Here is a 1,008-nt window from a genome sequence, read left to right on the forward strand (position 1 = left end):
GATACTTTGCCATTACCTTATTATTTTTCACCTGTAGCTCTACTGGTTTCGGTTTAGAACCTTCTGCTGTGATGCTGCCTTCTACATACTCTAAACCATTTGGTAATGCATCCTGTATATTTACCTCTGCTAGTTTTCCGTTTTCTATCGTGTTTTTAAAACTAATCCGGTATTCTACTTCTTCTCCTAGTTTCGGTTTATGATTATTTGCTACTTTCTGTGCAGCAATTTTACCATCTTTATATTGCGGAGTAATTTCCACGTGAGGCTCTTCTTGCTCATTTTTTGTAGCTACTACGATTGCTTTATTAACAATCTCCTTGCCTATTTCTGCTTCTTCTTTTACTTTCACTTTAAAGATAATACTTCTTTCTTTTGTATCCGCAATTTCTAGATACTTTGCCATTACCTTGCCGTTTTCAAATTTCAATTCTACCGGACTAGGCTTAAATCCTTCTGCTTGTAAACTGTTCTCTACATACTCTAATCCAGCTGGAATTTCATCTTCTACTTTAACCTCTACTAGTTTTCCGTTTTCTACCGTGTTTTTAAAACTAATTCGGTATTCTACTTCTTCTCCTAATTTCGGTTTTTTATTGTTTACAAATTTCTCTGCTTTAAGCTTACCGTCTTTATATTCTGGCGTAATTGTTACTTCTGAAGTTGTTGGATCTTTTGTATCATCAACAACTACTTTATTGACAATGCCTTCACCAACTTTTACTTCTTCTTTTACTTTCGCTTTAAAGACGATACTTCTTTCTTCTGTATCCATAATTTCTGGATATTTGGCGATTACTTTTCCATCTTTCACTTTCAGTTCTACCGGATTCGGCTTAGAACCTTCCGCTCGTAAACTATCTTTCACATACTCTAATCCATTTGGTAAATCATCTTCTATTTTTACCTCTGCTAGCTTTCCGTTTTCTAACGTGTTTTTAAAACTAATTCGGTATTCTACTTCTTCTCCTAACTTCGGCGTTTCATTATTTACCGTTTTCTTCGCTT

At 34.8% G+C, this 1,008-nt stretch carries 1 protein-coding gene; it reads right to left on the reverse strand.

What is annotated here, in order from left to right:
- Positions 1–1,008, reverse strand: a 1,008-nt coding sequence (locus tag MR170_RS30745) for an isopeptide-forming domain-containing fimbrial protein (protein ID WP_242310647.1), incomplete at both ends; no start/stop codon positions are given.

Source organism: Bacillus cereus group sp. BfR-BA-01524 (assembly GCF_022662595.1).
GTDB lineage: Bacteria > Bacillota > Bacilli > Bacillales > Bacillaceae_G > Bacillus_A > Bacillus_A thuringiensis_S.